Source organism: Rouxiella aceris (genome assembly GCF_012933545.1).
In the GTDB taxonomy this organism is placed as follows: Bacteria; Pseudomonadota; Gammaproteobacteria; order Enterobacterales; family Enterobacteriaceae; genus Rouxiella; species Rouxiella aceris.
The window spans coordinates 73,051-89,089 of record NZ_JAADJU010000001.1 but is presented as its reverse complement, the minus strand read 5'-3'; the positions used below and the strand labels follow the sequence as shown (position 1 = coordinate 89,089).

14 protein-coding genes are annotated in these 16,039 nt (G+C 51.1%); 11 read left to right on the top strand and 3 right to left on the bottom strand.

Annotation, left to right across the window (positions count from 1 at the left end):
* The first annotated feature begins 11 nt into the window (after positions 1 to 11).
* The gene (aas, locus tag GW590_RS00400) at positions 12 to 2,180 is read left to right on the top strand and encodes a bifunctional acyl-ACP--phospholipid O-acyltransferase/long-chain-fatty-acid--ACP ligase (protein ID WP_169401059.1); all 2,169 of its coding nucleotides are present in this window, start codon (positions 12 to 14) and stop codon (positions 2,178 to 2,180) included.
* Positions 2,177 to 3,391 carry a lysophospholipid transporter LplT gene (gene lplT, locus GW590_RS00395; RefSeq protein WP_169401058.1) on the top strand — a complete coding sequence of 405 codons (1,215 nt, stop codon included), beginning with the start codon at positions 2,177 to 2,179 and terminating at the stop codon, positions 3,389 to 3,391. Before aas ends, lplT begins: the two co-directional genes overlap by 4 nt.
* Positions 3,392 to 3,608: 217 nt before the next feature.
* Here the strand turns inward: lplT and GW590_RS00390 are convergent, their stop codons facing one another.
* Complete coding sequence (locus GW590_RS00390) at positions 3,609 to 4,649, bottom strand: NADP(H)-dependent aldo-keto reductase (protein ID WP_169401057.1); 1,041 nt, start codon at positions 4,647 to 4,649, stop codon at positions 3,609 to 3,611.
* Between the two features lie 543 nt (positions 4,650 to 5,192).
* Between GW590_RS00390 and GW590_RS00385 the strand changes: the two genes are divergently transcribed.
* From GW590_RS00385 to GW590_RS00375, 3 genes are read left to right on the top strand one after another with little or no spacing between them, the layout of a single operon-like run.
* Positions 5,193 to 5,897 carry a hypothetical protein gene (locus GW590_RS00385; RefSeq protein ID WP_169401056.1) on the top strand — a complete coding sequence of 235 codons (705 nt, stop codon included), beginning with the start codon at positions 5,193 to 5,195 and terminating at the stop codon, positions 5,895 to 5,897.
* 38 nt (positions 5,898 to 5,935) lie between these two features.
* On the top strand, positions 5,936 to 7,102 hold the full coding sequence (locus tag GW590_RS00380) for a cysteine desulfurase family protein (protein ID WP_169401623.1): 1,167 nt from the start codon (positions 5,936 to 5,938) through the stop codon (positions 7,100 to 7,102).
* A gap of 35 nt (positions 7,103 to 7,137) precedes the next feature.
* Positions 7,138 to 8,322, top strand: coding sequence for an MFS transporter (locus tag GW590_RS00375; protein ID WP_169401622.1), 1,185 nt, complete (start codon positions 7,138 to 7,140; stop codon positions 8,320 to 8,322).
* Between the two features lie 30 nt (positions 8,323 to 8,352).
* On the opposite strand, the gene GW590_RS00370 is transcribed toward GW590_RS00375, so the two are convergent.
* Together GW590_RS00370 and mutH are read right to left on the bottom strand one after the other, a co-directional pair.
* Entirely contained in the window at positions 8,353 to 8,571 is a 219-nt protein-coding gene (locus GW590_RS00370) for a YgdI/YgdR family lipoprotein (RefSeq protein WP_169401055.1), read from the bottom strand.
* A 92-nt stretch (positions 8,572 to 8,663) separates the two neighbouring features.
* Entirely contained in the window at positions 8,664 to 9,350 is a 687-nt protein-coding gene (mutH, locus tag GW590_RS00365; RefSeq protein WP_169401054.1) for a DNA mismatch repair endonuclease MutH, read from the bottom strand.
* 695 nt (positions 9,351 to 10,045) lie between these two features.
* Between mutH and rppH the strand changes: the two genes are divergently transcribed.
* The 6 genes from rppH (at position 10,046) to GW590_RS00335 (ending at position 16,034) form a co-directional block, all read left to right on the top strand.
* On the top strand, positions 10,046 to 10,573 hold the full coding sequence (gene rppH, locus GW590_RS00360) for an RNA pyrophosphohydrolase (RefSeq protein ID WP_169401053.1): 528 nt from the start codon (positions 10,046 to 10,048) through the stop codon (positions 10,571 to 10,573).
* Positions 10,574 to 10,584: 11 nt separating this feature from the next.
* Positions 10,585 to 12,831 (top strand): phosphoenolpyruvate--protein phosphotransferase, encoded by a 2,247-nt coding sequence (gene ptsP, locus GW590_RS00355; RefSeq protein ID WP_169401052.1) that lies wholly within the window; start codon positions 10,585 to 10,587, stop codon positions 12,829 to 12,831.
* 194 nt (positions 12,832 to 13,025) lie between these two features.
* Positions 13,026 to 13,895 carry a prolipoprotein diacylglyceryl transferase gene (gene lgt / locus GW590_RS00350; protein WP_169401051.1) on the top strand — a complete coding sequence of 290 codons (870 nt, stop codon included), beginning with the start codon at positions 13,026 to 13,028 and terminating at the stop codon, positions 13,893 to 13,895.
* A gap of 6 nt (positions 13,896 to 13,901) precedes the next feature.
* Positions 13,902 to 14,696 carry a thymidylate synthase gene (gene thyA, locus GW590_RS00345; protein ID WP_169401050.1) on the top strand — a complete coding sequence of 265 codons (795 nt, stop codon included), beginning with the start codon at positions 13,902 to 13,904 and terminating at the stop codon, positions 14,694 to 14,696.
* 253 nt (positions 14,697 to 14,949) lie between these two features.
* Positions 14,950 to 15,441, top strand: a complete 492-nt coding sequence (locus tag GW590_RS00340) for a prepilin peptidase-dependent protein (protein WP_169401049.1) — start codon at positions 14,950 to 14,952, stop codon at positions 15,439 to 15,441.
* Positions 15,435 to 16,034, top strand: coding sequence for a prepilin peptidase-dependent protein (locus tag GW590_RS00335; RefSeq protein ID WP_235955818.1), 600 nt, complete (start codon positions 15,435 to 15,437; stop codon positions 16,032 to 16,034). Before GW590_RS00340 ends, GW590_RS00335 begins: the two co-directional genes overlap by 7 nt.
* Positions 16,035 to 16,039: the final 5 nt, after the last annotated feature.

The window sequence follows — 16,039 nt, the reverse complement described above, 5'->3', positions numbered from 1 at the left end:
AGGATAAGGGAATGCTCTACCGGTTTTTACACGCGTTTTTTCGCGTACTGTTTAAAGTCATCTTCCGTATCACAGTGACACCTGCGGATATCAGGTTCGATTACCCCAAGATGTTACTGACCCCTAATCATGTCTCTTTTATCGACGGTATGCTGCTGGTACTCTTTTTGCCGATCAAACCAGTGTTTGCCGTTTACTCCAATATCACCGAAAGCTGGTATATGCGCTGGCTTAAGCCCTACGTGGATTTTGTTCCCCTCGATCCCACCAAGCCGATGGCGATCAAACATCTGGTACGTGCCATAGAGAAAGGACGCCCGGTGGTGGTCTTTCCTGAAGGACGTATCACCGTCACCGGTTCGTTGATGAAAATCTATGACGGCGCGGCTTTTGTCGCGGCAAAATCTCAGGCAACGCTGATCCCAATTCGTATCGACGGCGCGGAATACACCGTTTTTGGTCGCCTGTTTGGCAGCTTTAAGCTGCGCTGGTTTCCCAAAATATCCATCAGCATTTTGCCGCCGCAAAAGCTGCCGATGCCTGAGGCCGCGCGTTCGCGCGATCGCCGCCTGCTGGCGGGGGAAATGCTGCATGACATTATGATGACAGCGCGCATGGCCACGCGACCGGCAGAAACCCTGTATCAGGCGCTGTTGTCGGCGCAAACGCGTTATGGCCGTCGTAAACCCTGTATCGCCGATATTGCCTTTAAAGAGGACAGCTACCAGGGCTTGCTAAAAAAATCCCTCGGTGTCAGCCGTATTTTGCAACGCTTTACCCGCGAAGGTGAGCATGTCGGGATGCTGCTGCCCAATGCGACCATTACCGCAGCGGCTATTTTTGGTGCCTCCATGCGCAACCGGATCCCGGCCATGCTCAATTACACCTCCGGGGCCAAGGGGCTGAAAAGTGCCATCAAAGCGGCGCAGATTGAAACTATTGTTACCTCAAGACAGTTCCTGGAAAAAGGCAAATTGACCCAGTTGCCCGAGCAGGTCAGTGAAGCGAAATGGGTCTATCTCGAAGATCTGAAAGATACGGTGACCGGCAAAGATAAACTGTGGATCCTCTTTCATCTGCTGTTTCCACGACAGGCCATGCTGCCGCAACAGCCTGATGATGCCGCGCTGGTGCTGTTTACTTCCGGTTCTGAGGGCAATCCGAAAGGGGTGGTGCACTCCCATGCCAGCCTGATGGCCAACGTAGAGCAGATCCGCACTATTGCCGATTTTACGCCGCGCGACCGCTTTATGTCGTCGCTGCCGCTGTTTCACGCTTTTGGCTTAACGGTCGGGCTGTTTACCCCGTTAATGACCGGCGCGCGGGTTTTCCTTTATCCAAGCCCGCTGCATTACCGCATCGTTCCTGAGCTGGTTTACGATCAAAACTGCACCGTGCTGTTTGGCACCTCGACCTTTTTGGGCAATTACGGCCGTTTTGCTCATCCTTATGATTTTGCGCGCTTGCGCTATGTGGTGGCCGGGGCGGAGAAACTGGCTGATAAAACCAAGGAACTCTGGCAGAACAAGTTTGGTATTCGCATCCTTGAAGGCTATGGCGTAACCGAGTGTGCGCCGGTGGTGTCGATTAACGTGCCGATGGCGACCCGCGTCAATACCGTTGGCAAGATCCTGCCGGGCATGGACTCGCGTTTGTTACCCGTTGCCGGTATTGAGCAGGGCGGGCGCTTACAGCTGCGTGGTCCCAATATTATGAAAGGCTATCTGCGGGTGGAGAACCCCGGGGTGCTGGAACTGCCGGTGGCAGAAAATGCCCAGGGTGAAATCGAATCTGGCTGGTACGATACCGGCGATATTGTCACCTTTGATGAGCAAGGCTATTGCGCCATTCGCGGTCGGGTAAAACGTTTTGCCAAACTGGCCGGTGAGATGGTGTCGCTGGAAAGCGTCGAGCAGATTGCCATCAATGCCTCTCCTGAGGGGCAGCATGCGGCTACGTCGCGTCATGATCCGGCCAAAGGTGAGGCTTTGGTTTTATTTACCACCGATGCCACCCTTGGACGAGATGGACTGGCCAAAAGCGCCCGTGAGCTGGGTGTGCCTGAACTTGCCGTGCCGCGCGATATTCGCGTACTTAAAGCGCTGCCGCTGCTGGGCAGCGGAAAACCTGATTTTGTTACCCTGCGCGAGATGGCAGAAAAACCGGAGAATCAAGCATGAGTCAGCCCGTGGGGAATGCATCTCCCCTGATGTCGCGCAGTATGACGGCAGTGATCGTTGCGCAGTTTTTGTCCGCCTTTGGCGATAATGCGCTGCTGTTTGCCACCCTGGCGCTGATTAAACAACTGCTGTATCCACAGTGGAGCCAGCCAGTGCTGCAAATGGCGTTTGTCGCCGCTTATATTATTCTTGCGCCCTTTGTCGGACAGGTTGCCGACAGCTTTGCCAAGGGCCGGGTAATGATGTTTGCCAACGGCTTGAAGTTACTCGGCGCACTGGTTATCTGCGTCGGTTTTAACCCCTTTCTCGGCTATGGGCTGGTGGGCGTCGGCGCCGCGGCCTATTCTCCCGCCAAGTACGGCATTCTCGGCGAAATTACCTCGGGTGAGCAGTTGGTCAAGGCCAATGGCCTAATGGAGTCGTCGACCATTGCGGCTATCCTGCTGGGATCCGTTGCCGGTGGCGCGCTGGCGGACTGGCATATACTGGCAGCATTGTTGGTATGCGTACTGGCCTATGCGGGGGCGGTAGCGGCCAATACCTTTATTCCTAAACTCGCGGCGGCGCGGCCAGGCGGCTCCTGGAACCCACGTCGCATGTCAGCTACGTTTTTCAGCGCTTGCCGTACCCTGTGGGCCGATGGCGACACACGTTTTTCATTGGTAGGCACCAGTTTGTTCTGGGGGGCCGGTGTGACGCTGCGTTTTCTGTTGGTGCTGTGGGTGCCGGTTGCTTTGGGGATCACAGATAACACCACGCCGACGCTGCTTAATGCCATGGTAGCGGTGGGCATTGTATTCGGTGCCGGCGCGGCGGCAAAGTTGATCACGTTGAAAACGGTACAGCGCTGCTTGCCTGCCGGTATTGGTATCGGTGTCGCTGTGGTATTTTTTGCCTTGCAACACAGCATGCTTAATGCCTATGCGCTGCTGGCACTGATCGGCCTGTTGGGTGGTTTTTTTGTCGTGCCACTCAACGCCTTGTTGCAGCATTTGGGCAAAAATACCGTAGGTGCCGGTAACGCCATAGCAGTACAGAATCTCGGTGAGAATACCGCGATGTTGCTGATGCTGGGCCTCTATTCGCTGGCGGTCAGCGTAGGTCTGCCGATTATTGCTATCGGCGTCGGTTTTGGCGTGGTATTTGCGCTGGCAATTACGGTGCTTTGGCTGTGGAAGATTAAACAGAAGAAACGCCTGAGTCGCAGTTAATTCGTGGGTGTAGACATTAAAAAGGGCGCAGATAGCGCCCTCAGACTGCTGACAAAGTTCGTTATTAGGGAGAGTGCACCGTTGGGGTCGTAGCGGGCTTGCCCGCCGGAGCGCCCCTAGGTGTGCTATGCCCGGGTATCTCGATCATCAAGACGACTTTGTCATCAAACTCAGGGCGCAGATAGCGCCCTTTGTCGATCCATATACTGGCCACAAATTAAGGAGCCGGAATGGTAAAGCGTTTATGGATCTCTTCCAGCGCGTTAATCACGTCGGCATCCAGCGTTAGATCCTGACTGTCGATGTTGATTTTCAGCTGTTCCATGGTGGTGGCACCAAGCAGGGTGCTGGCAACGAACGGCTGTTGACGCACAAACGCCAGCGCCATTTGCGACGGGTCGAGATTCAGTTTTTTGGCCAGGCCAACATATTCAGCGATCGCCGCTTCTGACTGGGCAGAAGAGTAACGGGTAAATCGGCTGAATAGCGTATTACGCGCACCTGCGGGTTTGGCACCGTTGAGATATTTGCCACTCAGTGTACCGAATGCCAGACTGGAGTAGGCCAGCAGTTCCACGCCTTCATGCTGACTGATTTCCGCCAGTCCGATTTCAAAACTGCGGTTAAGCAGACTGTAGGGGTTTTGAATGGAGACTATGCGCGGCAGATCGTGCTTTTCCGCCAGTTGCAGATAACGCATCACACCCCATGGCGTTTCGTTGGAGACGCCGATATAGCGAATTTTACCGGCGCGCACCTGTTCATTCAGTGCTTCCAGAGTTTCCAGCAGCGTTACCGGTGAGGCATCTTCGCTGTAAGTGTAACCCAGCTTGCCGAAGAAATTGGTCGGGCGCTGTGGCCAGTGCAGCTGATACAGGTCGAGATAGTCGGTATTCAACCTTTTCAGGCTGGCGTCTAATGCGGCGCGAATATTTTTACGATCCAAAACCTGTCCCGGTCGGATCGAATTATCATTACCGCGTGATGGCCCGGCGACTTTACTGGCCAGAATGATTTTTTCACGATTGCCACGGGCTTTGATCCAGCTACCGATATAGCTTTCGGTCAATCCCTGGGTTTCCGGGCGAGGCGGAACCGGGTACATTTCTGCAGTATCAATCAGATTGATACCCGCCGCGAGGGCATAATCGAGCTGTTGGTGAGCTTCGGCTTCACTGTTCTGTTCACCATAGGTCATGGTGCCCAGTCCCAGTACGCTCACTTCTAAAGAACTGTGGGGTATACGGTGATATTGCATTGCCGATCTTCCTTAGTGTCTGAGAATGTCTGGCTGGCGCTTAAATGGATGGTGAAAAGTTGCAAACAAGCGCGCGTTGCAGCAGCCACGCCTTACTGACTATATACAAGGGATGCCAGAGGGGGAAGAGGAAAGGGGGTGTGCACGCATTTTTAGGCCATCTCCGCCGTTTTTTCTCACGGGCATTTACTTACCGAACGCTTTAAATACTGTCATTAATTATTATTTTTCTTGTTAAGTTTATAATGGAAATCATTATTAATAATGAAAGCTTTCAACTATCAGGTAGTTGCGTTTGAATATATTTATTATGAATGATTTTAAGTCTATATATTAGTTGGGGTTAAGGTTTAATTGTACTGGTTAATGATTTAGATAGTTAATGATAGTGCGAGTTAAAATAACTGTCATAGGGGCCTTTACAGAATATGTTTGTCCTGATATATATTTTTAATTGACGCCAGTAGAAGTATTTTCGGTTGATAATATAATGGTGTTGTTTTTATTTTATTCAATGCACTGATTAATAAGGGTAACATAGCCATGAGTGAACAGGATGGTCAGGTCAGTATATTGGCTGGAAACTCAAGGGTTTATCTTGATGAAGATGGTAAAATAACGGTGGAGGCACAAGATAAAGCCTTCGACACTGCATTGAGTTTTGCCCGAGATTATCAAAATAAACACGGATGGCTACCTAGAATATCCGTAGCTTTTGATCATCATGGCATATTCCGATTACAGTTTCTTAGAAGCAAGCTAACTAATTCTCAACAACGCAACCCGCGTTTAAATCACCTGCATGCTGTCATACAGCGAGTATTCTTGCCCATTGCGGAAAAATATCAAATAGCTCTCAGCGATATACACGTTATTCATGAAGATTCAGCCAGGCAGCATATCGTCCACATCCTTGCGTCTGAGCACATTCCTCAGGCGCTAACCAGACGAATGCTGTCTGCTGACAACGGAGCGCAGCAAGTCGGCTCGTTTTGCCAAGCCTCGCCCCATAAACTCACTTGTGCTGCGATTACCAAAGAATATTTTGAAAGAGCCGCAGGTAAGCAGAAAGGAAGAGATGATGTGTTGGAAGTTTTTTTTGAAGAGAGCGCTTGGTCAAACCGTCTGATCTATGTGCGCGGCATACAACTCAGCCATATGCTCGGGGTGTCCGCGAGTATCCGCCTTAATCTGGTCAATGGAGAAAATGGGGTAAGCCGGGGTGAAATAATAAGGGTCGGGCAATGAAAATCCATCGTCATTTGATTTATTCAAGGTAGAACATGATGCACAAAGTAATCCGTCCAATATATCTGGATAACATCGCCACCACGGTATTAGACCCCGAAGTTATTGCTGCAATGATGCCTTATTTTACCGACCATTACGGAAATGCTGCCAGTCAAAGCCATTCCTTTGGCTGGGAAGCCATGCAGGCTGTAGATTATGCCCGTCAAACCATATCCGAATCGATAAATGCGCCCCATTCTCGGGATATGATTTTTACCTCTGGAGCTACCGAATCAATTAATCTGGCCATGATAGGGCTACAAGGCCGCAGTAATAAAAAGCATGTCATCACCTCCATGATAGAGCATAAATCAGTCCTTGATTGTTGTGCCAGGCTGGAAGCTAATGGAATAGAGGTTACTTATTTACCACCAGACAGTGATGGGGTTATCTCGCCAGCGCTGGTATCTAGTGCGCTCAAAGCCGAAACCTATCTGGTTTCTATTATGGCGGCCAACAATGAAATTGGCACAATACAAAAAATTGAACAGATAGGAAGGATTTGTAACGATCATGACATTGTTTTTCATACAGATGCCACTCAGGCGCTCGGCAAAATAGAACTTGATATGCAGCGGATGAATATTGGTCTTGCCTCCTTTTCTGCTCATAAAATATATGGTCCTAAAGGGGTTGGGGCACTTTACCTCAACTCGGGTAATAAAAATATCACTCTGACACCGCTTGTCCTTGGCGGTGGGCATGAACGAGGTATGCGTTCCGGCACTCTTAACGTTCCCGGGATCGTCGGTTTTGGGCGTGCCGTGGAAATTGCGGTTAAAAATATGACCGTTGAGTCTCAGAGGTTAACGTATCTAAAGTCGTTACTCCGCGAACATATGCTGGAAAATTTGAGCGATATTCGTATCAATGGCCATATGACTGATTGCCTACCCGGTTTACTAAATGTCTCATTTAATGATGTAGATGCCGATTCGCTTTTATTGGAACTGGCCGATATTGCACTCTCTTCTGGCTCAGCCTGTACTTCCGCACAACGTGCACCCTCTCATGTACTTAAGGCTATTGGAGCCACTAATGGCCAGTCACAGGGTAGTGTGCGTTTCGGTGTTGGCAGATTTAACAGCCAGGATGAGATCCGCTATGTGTGCCGGCGTGTGGTCGAAGCGGTAAAAAAGTTAAGGTCAATGACTCCCAGGTAATGCTGATGGTAATTAAAAACATGAGAGTAACAACTATGCGAACGACCTCGGCGTTTTTTCTGCTGTTTGCCACCTTGTTCACTGCCGGAGGATATGGTGCCACCTTTCTGATTTCTGCCTATTTTCGCGGGCAGGGAGGCAGTGATATTGATACCGGCATTACCCTGGGATTTGCACTGGTCGGTACTTTGACTGGCGTACCGCTGGTGGGTTGGTTTGCCGGCAGAATAGAGGCAGCAATACTTGCCGCTATCGCTGCGTTGGCTATGTCCATGGGGTATCTGCTATTTGCGGCAATCAATGGTGAGCAGCAAGGAGTGACCTTTATTGCAGCATTTTTGATTGGCCTTGGCTGGGGAATGTTCTATATCAGCGGGCCAATGGCTCTGTCTGAGCGTATCTCTGATGCCGAGCGAAGCCACTGGTTTACTCGCTTTAGTGCTTTTCAGATGGCCGGGATTTGCGGCAGCCCTATCCTTCTGTCCATGCTGGCTGATCGATTTGATATACCGGTCGGTACTACCTTTATGGCCGTGAGTCTGTCGGGCATTATTGCTTCACTGCTGTTGCTGACTTTTGGTCTCAGAGAGCAGCAGGGAAAAAGGGAGTGTGCGTTCAGACCCTGGGTGAAAAAAATAACCGGCCTGGCGACCAGCAGGGCGATCTATCCCATTGTTATGGTAGGTTTAGGCGGCTGTATATTCTCTGGCATGATGTCATTTCAAGGTTCATTAGTGGCCGGAACCCGCGCCAATGCCAGTACATTTTTTGCGGTGCATGCCGTGACAGTAGTGCTATCAAGATTGTTACTGGCTCGCTATTTATCCTCTCTGCCGCGCATTCCGTTAGTTGCTGCATTGATGTTATGTCTGATTGTCGGCCTTTTGTCCTTGCTGGGGGTGCCGTTCCATCCTGTATTCCAGATTACTGCCGCCGTAATGACAGGTATCGGCTATGGACTGGTGTATCCGTTGATCCAGACCTGGGCGATAAATGACTCGGCAACTGAGGATCGGCATGCGGCTTTGACCTGGTTTGTGGTGGCCTATTTTATTGGTATTTTTGGGTTTCCGGCGATAGGGGGCTGGATATTGGTAGCGGCAGGCAAAAGCTGGTTTATTGTTGTGCTGGCTGCAATAGCCAGTCTGGAACTCTGGGTGGCGCTACTCGGCAGACAGCGTTGTAGTGCCATGGAAGAAGCGCCAAAGCCGTTAAATTAAGAGGCCAACAGCTTGGCCTTGAGTGCGCGGTTAACGCTTCATCATCTGGGAAACTTGATCGCTGTTGATCTGACGTGCATTCCCTTGGGTATCTTCATAGCGGATCAGTCCGGTGCTTTTATCCAGCTCGGGCTTACCGTTGGTTAAAATCATATTGCCATCTTTGGTGGCGATCACGTAATCACTGGCGCACCCGGCCAGGGCGAATGCCAGAACCAGCGCGGCGAAAAGTCTGCATCTATTTCTCATTGTTGCTCCCTGTAATTCAGTCTGGACAGATCCCCGATAAGATTAGCAAAGAATGGCGAAAAACCCAGAGCAGGGGAGGCTTGATAAGCGGGCTATAACAAGAAATGGCGGGCAAGCAGTTGCCGGGTAAAGCTTTTCTTTAAATAGAACCCCCGAGGCAAGGTCATGATAGGTTGGCCTTTTTCGCCAATAGCCTCGGTTCTGGCCTTGTTATTGGCCGCCTTGGGGCGCAGCTGTAACACTTCGCCATGACGTGCCGTAATGCTTTCAACTTTGCCCAGAACAATAAGATCCATTAACTCTTCCCAATCCTGACGCAGTTGCTCATCTTCCTCGGCATTAGGGCTCCACAGCAATGGGGTACCAATACGACGCGTCGCAAGGGGAATTTGTCGCTCGCCTTCAACCGGTATCCACAACACGCGAGTCAGCTTGTGCCGAACGTGGCTACTCTCCCAGGTAACGCCGCTATTGCCGGTTAACGGTGCCACGCAAACAAAGGTGGTTTCCAGCGGGTTTCCGCTATGGTCGATGGGGATTGTTTTTAATTCAACGCCAATTTCTGGAAAATCCTGCTCCGGTTTGCTGCCCGCGCTGGCACCGAGATAAACCTCAAGCAGCATGCCCACCCAACCCTTCTCGCGTTTCAAATCAGGCGGGATCGTCAAACCTGCCCGTTGCGCTAATTCACCCAGGGTAAATCCAGACAGGGACTTTGCACGCTCAAGCAAGGTTTGTGCGTCCTGGGGTGGCAGGGTAGTGGGCAAAGGGATCGACATAAAAAATTCTCATTTATTTTGGTTAAAAATTATACTCATGTGGCGGCGGTGCGAAAATTAAATATCCACCCAGTGAGTAACCTGAATAATAGCATGATTTGGCATGGTTTTTTTTTGCCTGTCGTCAGTTTTAGCCTGGTGGTTTTTTAAGTTGATCACCTGTTGACGGCCACAATGAACAGGATCTTCCACCTGGTTATCCACAGATTTGTGGGATAACCCGCAGTATTTGCGATCACTGGTTTGATTTACAGGCTTGACGAGGGCGTTTTCCTGAGGTTTTGTGCCATATGTAACCCGTTATTGGTCATTATCTGTGGATAAAAACAATATTGCGCGATCTTTCGCCACCGACAGATCTCTGCTGAAATACAGCGGGGATTATCTAAGGGGAGAACCTGTGGGTAGAATTTTAATTTGTTGTTTTAAATGGGGTAAATTTTGTGTTCTTTTTCGAGGACAAGCGGGTTTAAATTAGTTTTACCCCTCTTACTCTTATGTTCTTCACATATCTATCCACAGAAAAAGTGAATAAAATTGCCGGAAAATGTCGTGGGCTGTTTATAACTTTGAGGTTTTGCATAAGTTATCCCGCTTTTATCCATTTCAACTCAAGCGTAACCAGTGGTTTACCACCTGTTGGTAGTATGAAACAATCAGTGTATCTATGCATTTTAAGCTATTGAGGTAGTCCGGTGATCGATGATGATGGCTACCGCCCGAATGTTGGTATCGTAATCTGTGACAAACAGGGTCAAGTCTTGTGGGCCCGTCGATATGGACAGCACTCCTGGCAGTTTCCACAGGGCGGCATCAACCCTGGCGAAACGGCCGAGCAAGCCATGTATCGTGAACTGTTTGAGGAAGTGGGTTTAAGCCGTAAGGATGTGCGTATCCTGGCCGCTACCCGTAACTGGTTACGTTATAAATTGCCAAAACGTTTGGTGCGTTGGGATACAAAGCCGGTCTGTATCGGCCAAAAGCAAAAATGGTTTCTGTTACAGCTCATGTGTAATGATGCAGACATCAATATGCAACGCAGCAGTACGCCCGAGTTTGACGGGTGGCGCTGGGTGAGTTTTTGGTATCCGGTGCGTCAGGTTGTTTCGTTTAAACGTGATGTCTATCGCCGGGTCATGAAAGAGTTTTCCACCACTGTGATGCCGATGCAGGAAGTGCCGGTTAACCGCACTCCTCCTGCCTATCGCCGGAAAAGAGGCTAAGTCACGAAGAAATGCTCACGCGATTGCGAGAAATAGTTGAGAAGGTAGCAATGGCGTCCAGCCTGAATGAAGCGCTGGACGAGCTGGTCAATGAAACCTGCCAGGCGATGAACACCGAAGTGTGTTCTATCTATTTGGCTGACAATGATCGTCGTTGTTATTACCTGATGGCGACGCGAGGTTTGAAAAAACCTCGCGGGCGCACCATCACCCTCGCTTTTGATGAAGGCATTGTCGGGTTGGTCGGCCGTCTGGCTGAGCCTATCAACCTGGCGGATGCGCAAAGTCACCCCAGCTTTAAATATATCCCTCAGGTAAAAGAAGATCTGTTCCGCTCTTTTCTTGGGGTGCCGGTGATCCATCGCCGCCAGTTATTGGGCGTTTTGGTTATACAGCAACGTGAGCATCGCCAGTTTGACGAAAGTGAAGAGTCCTTCATGGTCACGCTGGCTACCCAGATGGCGGCGATCCTTTCGCAGGCGCAGCTTAATGTTCTGTATGGCCGCTTCCGTCAGACCCGCGTCAAGGCGCTGGCGGCTTCGCCGGGTGTCGCTATTGGTACCGGCTGGCAAGATAGCAATCAGCCGTCCCTCGATAATGTCTATATGGCATCTACGCTGGATCCGGTTCGTGAGCGCGGGCGTTTGACCCGGGCGCTGGAGGACGCTGGTGCCGAGTTCCGTCGCTTCAGTAAACGCTTTAATGCCACGGCGCAAAAAGAAAGCGCAGCCATTTTCGATCTCTATTCCCATCTGCTTAACGATGCCAGGCTCAAGCGCGAGCTATTTGCCGAAATCGATCAGGGCGCGGTAGCTGAGTGGGCGGTAAAAAAAGTGGTGGAGAAATTTGCCGCCCAGTTTGCCAGTCTGCAAGATACCTACCTGCGTGAGCGGGGCAGTGACTTGCGCGCGCTGGGGCAGCGGCTGGTTTTTCACCTCGACGATACAGCGCAAGGGGTTACCCAGTGGCCGGAGAACTTTATTCTGGTCGCCGATGAACTCACTGCCACCTTATTGGCTGAGGTGCCCCAGGAACGCCTGCGCGGCGTAGTGGTCCGCGACGGTGCCGCCAACTCGCATGCGGCTATCCTGGTACGGGCCATGGGCGTGCCGACGGTAATGGGTGCTGATATTCAGCCTTCGCTGTTAAATCAGCGCCAGCTGATTGTTGACGGTTATCGCGGTGAATTGCTGATCGATCCTGAGCCGGTGCTGGTCAATGAGTACCGCCGTTTAATCAGCGAAGAGATGGAGCTGAGTGAACGCGCCGAAAGCGATGTGGAACAACCCGCCAAAATGCAAAGTGGCGAGCGGGTACAGGTGATGCTTAATGCCGGTTTAAGCGCCGATCACGAGAAGCTATTTGGTAGCCGGGTCGATGGCATTGGTCTGTACCGCACCGAAATACCGTTTATGTTGCAAAGCGGTTTTCCATCCGAAGAAGAGCAGGTGGCGCAGTACCAGGGCATGTTACAGCTGTTCCCGGCCAAGCCGGTGACGCTGCGTACGCTGGATATCGGCGCGGACAAGCAGTTGCCTTATATGCCGATCAGCGAGGAAAATCCTTGTCTGGGATGGCGCGGCATTCGTATTACCCTCGATCAGCCGGAAATATTCCTCATCCAGGTGAGAGCCATGCTGCGAGCCAATGCGGCCACCGGTAACCTTGGTATTCTGTTGCCGATGATCACCAGCCTGGAAGAGATCGATGAAGCGCGCCGACTGATCGACCGTGCCGGCCGTGAGGTTGAAGAAGCCCTCGGTTATACCCAGCCTAAACCGCGTATCGGTGTGATGATCGAAGTGCCATCAATGATCTTTATGCTGCCTTCACTGGCTGGGCGGGTCGATTTTATTTCGGTGGGCACCAACGATCTGACACAATATCTGCTGGCCGTGGATCGCAATAATACCCGCGTGGCCGGACTGTATGACAGTCTGCATCCCGCCATGCTGCGAGTGCTCAAACAAATTGCCAGCGACGCCGCAACCGCCGGTCTGGATCTCAGCCTGTGTGGTGAAATGGCCGGTGATCCTATGGGAGCACTGTTGCTGACGGGCATGGGCTATCGCAATCTCAGCATGAACGGGCGTAGCGTTGCCAGGGTTAAGTATCTGTTACGGCAAATAGATATTACCGACGCGCAAGAGTTGGCCGAGCGCGCTTTGCAGGCGCAGTTCACCTCTGATGTTCGCCATATGACTGCGGCATTTATGGAACGTCGTGGCCTCGGCGGCTTGGTGCGCGGCGGCAAATAGTGCTGACCTGCCGCTTTTCGACAGGCAAAAAAGTCTCGTTTTTTTACTGGCTTGCAGTATGACGAGACTTTTTTTTACAGAACTTTTCCCGCCCGGCGGCACCAGACCTCACCTCTCTTATGCTATGATTTGCCCCCTCTGGCCTTAAGTCATATGTTTTCGGGCCCACAACAACAAACAATTTGTGGTGATAGATGAGTAACAGCTATCTGGCGTTTCCCCAGTTTGATCCGGTCATTTTCTCGCTAGGACCTATTTCACTTCACTGGTACGGTCTGATGTATCTGGTGGGGTTTGTCTTTGCCATGTGGCTGGCTGTGCGCCGTGCCAATAAACCCGGCAGCGGCTGGAATAAAGAAGAAGTCGAGAATCTGCTGTATGCAGGTTTTCTTGGGGTGTTTATCGGTGGGCGCGTAGGCTATGTCCTGTTCTACAACCTGCCACTGTTTCTCGATAACCCGTTGTATTTGTTTAAAGTCTGGGATGGCGGCATGTCATTCCACGGTGGATTGCTTGGCGTAATTGCGGTAATGCTGTGGTTTGCCCACCGCACCAAACGCAACTTCTTTCAGGTTTCCGACTTTATTGCTCCGTTGATCCCTTTTGGGTTAGGCGCTGGCCGATTAGGCAACTTTATCAATGGTGAACTGTGGGGGCGTGTCACTACTGATGCTCCATGGGCAATGTTATTCCCGGGTTCACGCCAGGAAGATATTGCTATTGCCGCCGCCGATCCCAAATGGCAATCTTTGCTCAATCAGTATGGTGTCCTGCCGCGCCATCCTTCGCAGATTTATGAGTTGCTGCTCGAAGGTGTGGTGCTGTTTATCATTCTGAATCTGTTTATTCGCAAACCGCGCCCCATGGGCAGCGTCTCTGGCCTGTTCCTGATTTTTTACGGCGCGTTCCGTATTATTGTCGAACATTTCCGTCAGCCCGATGCGCAGCTGGGTCTGTTTGACGGCATCATCAGCATGGGTCAGATCCTCTCTATCCCTATGATTGTCTTTGGTGTCATCATGTTTATCTGGGCTTACCGTCGCCCACAGAAATCATTGTCTTGAGGTAATATGAAACAGTATCTGGAATTAATGCAAAAAGTGCTTGCTGAAGGCACACCCAAAGGCGACCGTACCGGTACGGGTACAGTGTCAATTTTCGGTCATCAGATGCGTTTCAATCTGCAAGAGGGTTTCCCGCTGGTGACCACCAAGCGCTGCCATCTGCGCTCGATCATTCATGAGCTGTTGTGGTTCCTGAAAGGCGACACCAATATTGCCTACCTGCGTGAAAACAAGGTCACTATCTGGGACGAATGGGCTGATGAACAGGGTTCCCTTGGTCCAGTATATGGTAAGCAATGGCGCGCCTGGGGCACTGCTGACGGTAAGCAGATCGACCAGCTTGCCAATGTGGTGGAGCAACTCAAGCAGGACCCTAACTCACGACGTATTATTGTTTCGGCGTGGAATGTGGGCGAGCTTGATCAGATGGCGTTGGCCCCTTGCCACGCGTTTTTCCAGTTCTATGTGGCAGACGGTAAACTCTCCTGTCAGCTGTATCAACGTTCATGCGATGTATTCCTCGGTTTGCCATTTAATATCGCCAGCTACGCATTATTGGTGCATATGATGGCGCAACAGTGCGACCTGGAAGTCGGTGACTTTGTCTGGACCGGTGGCGATACGCACCTTTACAGCAATCATATGGAACAGACGCATTTGCAGCTGAGCCGTGAACCTCGTGCCCTGCCAAAACTGATTATCAAACGTAAGCCGGCCTCGCTATTTGATTACCATTTTGAAGATTTTGATATCGAAGGCTACGATCCGCATCCGGCGATCAAAGCGCCAGTTGCTATCTGATAGCTGCCAACCGTCCGGTGTTGTTGCCGGGCGGTACCCCTTTCTCTTCGCTCCCGCTGTTCCCCTTCACGCCTTTTATTGTTAAGCCAATCAGCTTGTGCTGTCACCATTTTTTATAGTCCATTCATACTGTTGGGAGATATCTCCAGGCGGTTATGTCAGTTTTTGCATGTCAGCAATTTTTTTTGCGAGGCTTAGCGAAACCTGAATTTTTGTCGCTGGTAGCCAGCGCCAGGCGAACTACACTTGCCCGATGAAAACGTATTCTTTGGCAGGAGAGCAGGGAATGACCCTGATAGAAATCATGCTGGTGCTGGCACTGATTGCCATGTTCAGTCTTTGGTCATTAAGCGGATGGCAAGCTTATCAGCAACGTTTGCAGCTTGAACAACAGGTTCAGCAATTGCGTATTTATCTTACGCAGTTGCAGGTCACTGCCTACCAGTATAACCAGACGCGCCTGCTGTGGATTATCGATGGACCGGGCGGCTGCGTGGGCAGTGGCGTAAAACCGGCAACCTGTTTGCAGGCCGGAGCCGCTTCTTTCCAGCTTGCCTATCAAGATATGACTCTTGCGGCATATTCCGAGAAAATTATGGGTTTTTATGGCCGAAGGAATATGGCGCAGGCCGGGCATATTACCCTGAGTAATGCTGCCGGCAAGGTGCGGTTGATACTGTCGGCCAGAGGACGGCTGCGGTTATGCAGTGAAGCACAACCCATGGCGGGGATAGCACTATGTTAATTAGCGTGCGCTGCGCAATGTCGATAAAAATGGCCAAAGGTTTTACTCTGCCGGAGGCGATGATGGCGCTGGGCATTGGCAGTATGTTGATACTGGGTGCCATGCAGATCTTTCCCCTACTCAGGCAAAGAACACAGCTGCTTAGCCAGCATTATCAACTGGACCAACTTTTACGGCAAACAACGCAGACACTGACCAAAGACCTTCGTCGCGCAGGCTTTTGTGCCGGAAGTTGCCCCGGCAAGGCGGTGGTGATTTCCCACGCCAGCGGCGAGGCTGAAAACTCATGCGTTATCCTGGCCTATGATCTGAATCGCAACGGTCGCTGGGAACCGGCAGAACACTCTGAGTCAGAGTTCTTTGGCTACCGTTTGCGTGATGGCATGTTGGAAAGCCAGCGCGGCGTAACGCAGTGTAATAGTGTCGGCTGGGAGCGTCTGCTGGATCCCTCCGAGGTTTTCCTGAGCCGCTTTCAACTGTCGGCCGAGAAAGGGGCAAGCGGTAAAACGCGTTATGTTTTACAACTTGCAGCTCATTGGCTGAAGTATCCCACGGTAAACAATCGGCTTGAGGTAGTGGTGCAAGGGCAATGAACATA

What these genes read in the sequence shown, in the direction of transcription:
- aas (WP_169401059.1), top strand. Translation starts at nt 12, where the DNA reads ATGCTCTACCGGTTTTTACACGCGTTTTTTCGCGTACTGTTTAAAGTC.
- GW590_RS00370 (WP_169401055.1), bottom strand. Translation starts at nt 8,571, where the DNA reads ATGAGAAATAGATGCAGACTTTTCGCCGCGCTGGTTCTGGCATTCGCC.
- GW590_RS00335 (WP_235955818.1), top strand. Translation starts at nt 15,435, where the DNA reads ATGTTAATTAGCGTGCGCTGCGCAATGTCGATAAAAATGGCCAAAGGT.
- mutH (WP_169401054.1), bottom strand. Translation starts at nt 9,350, where the DNA reads ATGTCGATCCCTTTGCCCACTACCCTGCCACCCCAGGACGCACAAACC.
- ptsP (WP_169401052.1), top strand. Translation starts at nt 10,585, where the DNA reads ATGCTCACGCGATTGCGAGAAATAGTTGAGAAGGTAGCAATGGCGTCC.
- GW590_RS00375 (WP_169401622.1), top strand. Translation starts at nt 7,138, where the DNA reads ATGCGAACGACCTCGGCGTTTTTTCTGCTGTTTGCCACCTTGTTCACT.
- lplT (WP_169401058.1), top strand. Translation starts at nt 2,177, where the DNA reads ATGAGTCAGCCCGTGGGGAATGCATCTCCCCTGATGTCGCGCAGTATG.
- thyA (WP_169401050.1), top strand. Translation starts at nt 13,902, where the DNA reads ATGAAACAGTATCTGGAATTAATGCAAAAAGTGCTTGCTGAAGGCACA.
- GW590_RS00380 (WP_169401623.1), top strand. Translation starts at nt 5,936, where the DNA reads ATGCACAAAGTAATCCGTCCAATATATCTGGATAACATCGCCACCACG.
- GW590_RS00390 (WP_169401057.1), bottom strand. Translation starts at nt 4,649, where the DNA reads ATGCAATATCACCGTATACCCCACAGTTCTTTAGAAGTGAGCGTACTG.
- GW590_RS00340 (WP_169401049.1), top strand. Translation starts at nt 14,950, where the DNA reads ATGAAAACGTATTCTTTGGCAGGAGAGCAGGGAATGACCCTGATAGAA.
- lgt (WP_169401051.1), top strand. Translation starts at nt 13,026, where the DNA reads ATGAGTAACAGCTATCTGGCGTTTCCCCAGTTTGATCCGGTCATTTTC.
- GW590_RS00385 (WP_169401056.1), top strand. Translation starts at nt 5,193, where the DNA reads ATGAGTGAACAGGATGGTCAGGTCAGTATATTGGCTGGAAACTCAAGG.